This is a genomic window from Nitrosomonas eutropha (assembly GCF_003201195.1).
Classification (GTDB): Bacteria; Pseudomonadota; Gammaproteobacteria; order Burkholderiales; family Nitrosomonadaceae; genus Nitrosomonas; species Nitrosomonas eutropha.
In genome coordinates, this window is the sequence record NZ_QICQ01000056.1 from 1 (window position 1) to 6,143 (window position 6,143).

A 6,143-nucleotide genomic window follows, 5' to 3' on the forward strand; every position below is an offset into this window, starting at 1 on the left:
CAGTATGAGTGGACAGTGCGCCACTTGGGAAAGTCATTAGGCAGGGCTCGCCACTGGCAGCCGCTCTTGAGCAAATACAGCACCGCACAAAAAACATCGTACAGATCTATTCGTCGAGGGCTGGTCTTCCTGCGCGCGCTCTCCAGCAAAGGCTTGATAAGCTCGAATTGTTCACGACTGATGTCGCTCGGGTAACTTCTTCTCATCTTCCGAGTTTCTCATACTCCCCTAGACTTTGAACAGGTTCTTACGCTGATTCATGGCGCAACGCACCCAGGCATGCAGGCTAAAGCCGTGGGAGTTGGCGCAGCACTCCTGGTCTGACTATTCCAGATTTTGTGTGGGCGCGGTTTTCAACGTCAGTACTTTTTGATCTGCGCGGCGACCAAGCGCAATCCAGGTGCAAGCCGCCGATTGCAGTGGTGCCAACGCTGCATCCGTTTCCATCTCGGCCAGGTAGGTTATCTCCTCCTCTATAAGCGCGCCGTGGCGGATCAATGCTTTCATGATGCGTTGGATAATCTGGCTGAGCAGGCTTTGTAACTGCTCAGCCATCGGTGACCGTGCGCCGTGGAATTCTGCCGTACCATTCTGGACACGGTAAACGCCATCAAGCACGAGACAATGTAGATGAATATTGAGATTAGCAGCCAAACAACAAACCGAAACATTGAACACGTGTAATCGCACTGGTCTGTGCTTCGGATGTTATTCCAAAAAGTATTTTTTAATTAGACTCTCGAGCTCTTTTTTTAGCTCCTCTTTTTGTTCTAGTCTGGTGTCTGTATATAGTTTATTGGAAATTTCGATGAAATTATTTAATAACTTCCCGTCAAATTGGCTATTGTAACCATCTTTTAAAATCGCAACACTTTTTTCATAACTAAATGGCTCTTTATAAGGTCTTTTAGAAGTTAGCGCATCAAATACATCAACAATAGCAAATATTCTCGCAGTTACTGGTATCTCCTTACCTTCTATATTGTTTGGATAACCGCTTCCATCATACCTTTCATGATGATACAAAATTACATTTTTTGCATCTTCCAGCCAACTATTATGGTTAACAAGTTCAACTCCTTTAACCACATGGCTTCTCATCACCTCAAACTCTTCTTCGCTTAAACTTCCATTTTTAAGAAGGATATTATCAGATATTCCTATCTTTCCAACATCATGCAAGAAAGCCCCTTTTATCAATACTTTAATGCTTTCATGGTCTAGGTTTATGCTCTGGGCAAATTTAATTGCATAGAGAGTTACTCTGTAGTTATGCTCATCCGTATCACTATCTCTAAGGGCAATTGCAGTACCAAGAGTTTTTATTGCCATAATATTACTAGATAAAAGCTCTAATCTGTGCGCGTTTAACTTTTTATATGCGAAATATATGAGTGGAAATATTAGAAGAGAAAAAATAGATATTGTCAATAATACTGTTACTATTGTTGTAAATATACCTTGCTTAAATCTTTTAACCACAATTGGTTCTATATAATAGATACCTTTAATATAACCGAATAGTCTGTTTGATTTGTATACAGGGTAAAAAATCTGCATAAAATGATACTTATCTAAAATAGTAAAAAAATTATAATTCACTTTTTTAGATGTTTTGGAATCATCACCAATAAGATTGTAGTCAGATTGAATGAGTTCTAGGTTCCGTGCAAATTTTTCTTCAGAAGAAGTGAATTTAAATAACTTCTTTTTTTTATCATCATATATTTCAATTATTACAAATCCAAGTTGCTCCGTTAAAATTTTTACACCATCTTTAAGTACATTTATATCTGAGAACTTTAGATTTTCACTGTATTTATATAATTTAGTATCCACATTTGTTTTAATCTCCTCTGCTAAAGAGTTATAAAAATTGTACTGTTGAAAATTTATTATAAATATAGTGCTTATTATGCTAATGAATATGAAGGAGAAGAGAGCTCTTTTAAAAAAAGAGTTAACAATATTATTGCTATTAATATCTATAATAGATTTTAGTTTATCTATTATCATAGTTTTAAAATAGAGGTTATGCCAAATTTTTTGTGAACCATTTTAATTCATCTTGAAGCTTCAATCTCATAGCAGAGTCAAGGGCAGAGAGCGGCTCATTGAGCAGAAGTATTTTTGGGTTGCTCATTAAAGCTCCTGCAACTGCAACTCTCTGTTTTTGACCTTCGTTTATATTTTGCGGAGGTGTATCTGCTAGATTCTTCAGCTCCATGAGCTCAAGAATCTCATCTATGAGATTGCTGTTTTTCTTTTTTTGGCAAACTCAAGGTTCTTTCTAATACTCATATTAGGGAAAAGTGCATAGTCTTGAAATACAAAACCGACACCTCTTTTTTGCAGCGGAAAATTTATCTTTCTTGCGCTGTCATACCAGATTTGACCATCAACGACTCAGGCATGCAGGCTAAAGACATGGGAGTTGGCGCAGTACTCCTGGTCTGACTGTTCCAGATTTTGTGTGGGTGCGGTTTTCAACGTCAGTACTTTTTGACCTGTGCGGCGACCAAGCGCAATCCGGTAGGTGCAAGCCGCCGATTGCAGAGGTGCCAACGCTGCATCCTTTTTCCATCTTGACCAGGTAGGTCATCCCCTCTTCTTCTATAAGCGCGCCGAATCGGCCGTGTGCGTCTTCAACGACCACGGCTACCGCGTCGTGATTTCCGGATCCTTTTTGGTAGCTTTGCAGGTCGGGCAAATGCAGGTCGATTTCCTGAGGGCAAGGCTGCGGGCAGATTGATGCGGATTCTACGATAATCCCCCGGCTCCAACCCTTCCAGCGACCAGCTGCCAATACGATAGCGGATCAGTCGCAACGTTGGAAAGCCGACGGCGGCCGTCATTCGTCGCACCTGCCTGTTACGGCCTTCCGTTATGATCAGTTCCAGCCAGCTGGTAGGGATTGAATCGCGCCAGCGCACCGGCGGAACTCTGGGCCACAGAGCCGGCTCTTCCATTGCGCACGCTTTAGCTGGCCGGGTGCACCTATCTTTAAGCATTACACCGGCTGAAAGCGCAGCTATAGCGCTTGCAGAAATATTACCCTCTACCTGCACCCAGTAAGTTTTCGGCATTTTCTGGACTGGCGACGCAATGCGATGCTGCAAGAAACCATCATCGGTCAATAGCAGGAGGCCCTCGGAATCGTAATCCAGTCGCCCGGCCGGGTAGACGCTAGGAATTTCGATCCAGTCTGCGAGGGTAGATCGGCGTTCTGGTCCGGCCGCCGTGCGTTTGTCTGTAAACTGACTGAGTACATGAAACGGCTTATTGAAAAGGATAAGCTCAGCTATGAGGTAGCTCCTGGGCAGGTAATGAAGAAATTAAGAAGGATGGTACGAAGAAAAGACACCCAAGGGTAAAGGTCAGCCCAGTGATGAAGAGAACTGAGGAGTGAGCACGGGATCAAGTTGATTCGAACGGGTATACCCAAACCGATCCTGCGCTGAATGCTGCAGCAATTCACAAAAAACACCCTCACCGATCATCCAGGTACTGGAACTGGAAATTGAGACGGTAAAGCAGCAAGGCTACGCCTTTGGTAACGAGGAGTTATTGCCCGGGATTTTATGCCTTGCGGTGCTGTCCTCTAGTCTCAGCAGCGCTTCCAACATTGGTGTGGCCACGCCCATAGCTCCAATCGGTTTTTGAAAAGTCACGATGAACAGCTTAAATGCGACGACCCACCGACGCCAAACAACTCCAGTGGCTTCAGCCTATAGTATTTCTCATCCACGTCCTTCGATTGCTCGGCGTATGGTTGTGTCATGACCTCCTGCAGCTCTTGAATTAAAGAGTAGTCTCCTGTAGCCGCTTGCTGATACGCAGGCACCACGAACCATTCCCGCAAACTGTATTTTGGGTTGACGCGTTTCATCTGGCGAGAAAGTTCCTCACGAGAGCAAGATTGAGTGAGCGACTTCCATTTTGTGAGCCACGCTGACCATCGTTTGTCCATCCCTTCCGAGTCTGCATGATACGTCGAGTTCTTGTAGAAGCTTTTTTTGAGTAAGCCAATATCGTCGGGCACCATCGAGAGCTCACGGAAGAACATGGTGTAATCAACCGATGTTTGCAGCATCAACGTTACCAGCTCGCTGAACAACGTCGCATGAAAAGTGCCAAGCCCAAGCTTGGCAGCCCACATCTTCTCCATTTGCGCTTGCATCACCTTTGGAAAATCACTTTGGATCTCGTCGAGCTGCGCCAGACAGTCCTGATGCGCCATCAGCAACGGCCGCAATGCCGAACAAAACATGTGGAAGTTGCGTTCTGCTGCCACGGGTTGGTTCAGGAACGAGTAATGACGCCCACCACCCGTCCAAGGCTGGTAATGTGGATTGAACACATCACAGAATCCGAATGGGCCGTAGTCGAGTGTGAAGCCGCCAGCCGCACAGTTGTCACTGTTGAAGTTACCCTGACAGTAGCCGACGCGGATCCAGTTCGCCACCAGCGACGTGAGTCGGTTGAGAAATTCACGGGCAAGCAACACCACTTTTTCGGTGGTCGCCAGCTTCTGGTCGATGACGTTATCGTACTCACGATCGATCAAATGCAACACAATCTTTTCGAGCTCTTCCATCGCTCGTGGGTGTTCCATCTTGCGGGCACGGCGACCGAAGAGCTCGAGTTGACCAACCCGAATGAACGAAGATGCCACGCGTGTCGAGATGGCAACCGCTTCCGATACAAGCATGTCCGGATCCTGCGAGTGTGAACCCTCCGAGTACCATGGCCGGCGGACCTTCTCCGTTTTTGAAACATACAAACTCAAAGATCGAGACGTTGGCACCCCAAGCGCATGCATGTGCTCCTGTGCCAGAAACTCCCGGACACTCGACCGCAGAACGGCCCGTCCGTCGGCGCCCCGGCAATAGGGTGTCCGGCCACCACCTTTTAGCTGCATTTCCCAACGCTGACCGTTGATGACGGCCTCAAGCACTGAAATTGCGCGCCCGTCGCCATATCCATTGCCGGTTTGGAACGGGCATTGCTGGTAGTATTCGGTGCCGAAGATGGAAAGTGCATAGCCACACGCCCAACCGACCTTGCGCATCGGCTCCGGAACATGGGCAAGGTCGCCGGAGAACACGCGGACGAAGTCGGCCGACGTCGCCATGCTGTTGGCAAAGCCCAGTTCGCGAAAAAAGTTTTTACTGTGCGCCACGTACTCGGGGTCTTCAATTGGCGTGGGGTTGACGGGAACATAGTGACCCGTAAAGACTTGCCGCGGCGTGTGGTTGCGTCCGTTTACTTCCGCGTCAGGGTCGCAGTTGAGAGAATCCATGAACGAATAATTTGCCAATTTTGCGAGATCGTCAAGAGTCGCAATGATAGGGGGTGTTTCTTGGGTCAGTCGCTTTATCATAAGGGCTCCTCATGCGTGGACCAGGGGATGTACCGGGGAACTCCAGGAAGTGATGGCATCGCGCAAGTGGGTATTTTCTCAGAGGCGGAAACGCCGGCAACCGCTTTCCCGGTTACTTTGCCGTAAAAATAAATTGATAGGGATACTGCTAACTTTATGGAGGAAAACAAATGCTCTGAAGTATATAAAATTGAGACTAAGCCTAAAGCAGCTAAAGTGATCATTCCAGCAAAGGCGAGCAAACGGCCAGCCCCTGCATAGCAAGCCGTACACACGTCATAATATTTGCCATTGGCCAAGCCATCAAGTTATTTGGGGCGGACGACAAATTTAACGCAAAACAAGTTGGGATAAATAACAAAATATGTAAAAAAATCACAAACACAACACCTTAAAAACAAGCTCAACGCTCAATAAAAAAGCATGGAGCTCACCAAGTAAACTCTATGTAAACCCCATGCCTTTAAAATTAATATGCCGCAAGGCAACCAGCCTCTTTGCGTTTGACTAATGTTACAGCGCTACTAAAGGGAATGCGAAACCTTGCTTAGCAGTCATACAACCTATTAACTAACACAAGCAAATATTGGGCTTATTGGGCTGGCCCTTGACGTGAAAACCTTGCAGCTTATGGGGAACCCCTACCATGCACAAACACAACTGTAAGAATCTGTTTATGATCTTCTGAGTATCAGTGCCATGAAGGCCAGATGAATAAACTGCAAGCTGGTGTTAAGTTTACGCTCACAATTTTTCCATA

6 protein-coding genes and 1 pseudogene are annotated in these 6,143 nt (G+C 46.1%); all 7 read right to left on the bottom strand.

Annotation, left to right across the window (positions count from 1 at the left end; genetic code table 11):
• Positions 1-206: transposase (locus C8R14_RS12705; RefSeq protein ID WP_143000361.1), on the bottom strand; the 206-nt coding region annotated here is incomplete at its 3' end.
• 118 nt (positions 207-324) lie between these two features.
• Positions 325-654: a transposase gene (locus tag C8R14_RS12710; protein WP_166485021.1), complete on the bottom strand. Its 330-nt coding sequence runs from the start codon at positions 652-654 to the stop codon at positions 325-327.
• A gap of 54 nt (positions 655-708) precedes the next feature.
• Positions 709-1,839: an HD-GYP domain-containing protein gene (locus C8R14_RS12715; protein WP_166485022.1), complete on the bottom strand. Its 1,131-nt coding sequence runs from the start codon at positions 1,837-1,839 to the stop codon at positions 709-711.
• A 193-nt stretch (positions 1,840-2,032) separates the two neighbouring features.
• On the bottom strand, positions 2,033-2,248 hold the full coding sequence (locus tag C8R14_RS12720; RefSeq protein ID WP_256212136.1) for an ATP-binding cassette domain-containing protein: 216 nt from the start codon (positions 2,246-2,248) through the stop codon (positions 2,033-2,035).
• A gap of 397 nt (positions 2,249-2,645) precedes the next feature.
• The gene (locus C8R14_RS12725; RefSeq protein WP_309147367.1) at positions 2,646-3,323 is read right to left on the bottom strand and encodes a pseudouridine synthase; all 678 of its coding nucleotides are present in this window, start codon (positions 3,321-3,323) and stop codon (positions 2,646-2,648) included.
• A gap of 344 nt (positions 3,324-3,667) precedes the next feature.
• On the bottom strand, positions 3,668-5,383 hold the full coding sequence (locus tag C8R14_RS12735; RefSeq protein WP_011635217.1) for a protein adenylyltransferase SelO: 1,716 nt from the start codon (positions 5,381-5,383) through the stop codon (positions 3,668-3,670).
• Between the two features lie 674 nt (positions 5,384-6,057).
• Positions 6,058-6,143 (bottom strand): annotated as a pseudogene (locus tag C8R14_RS12740) (IS5/IS1182 family transposase); the annotation flags it as partial.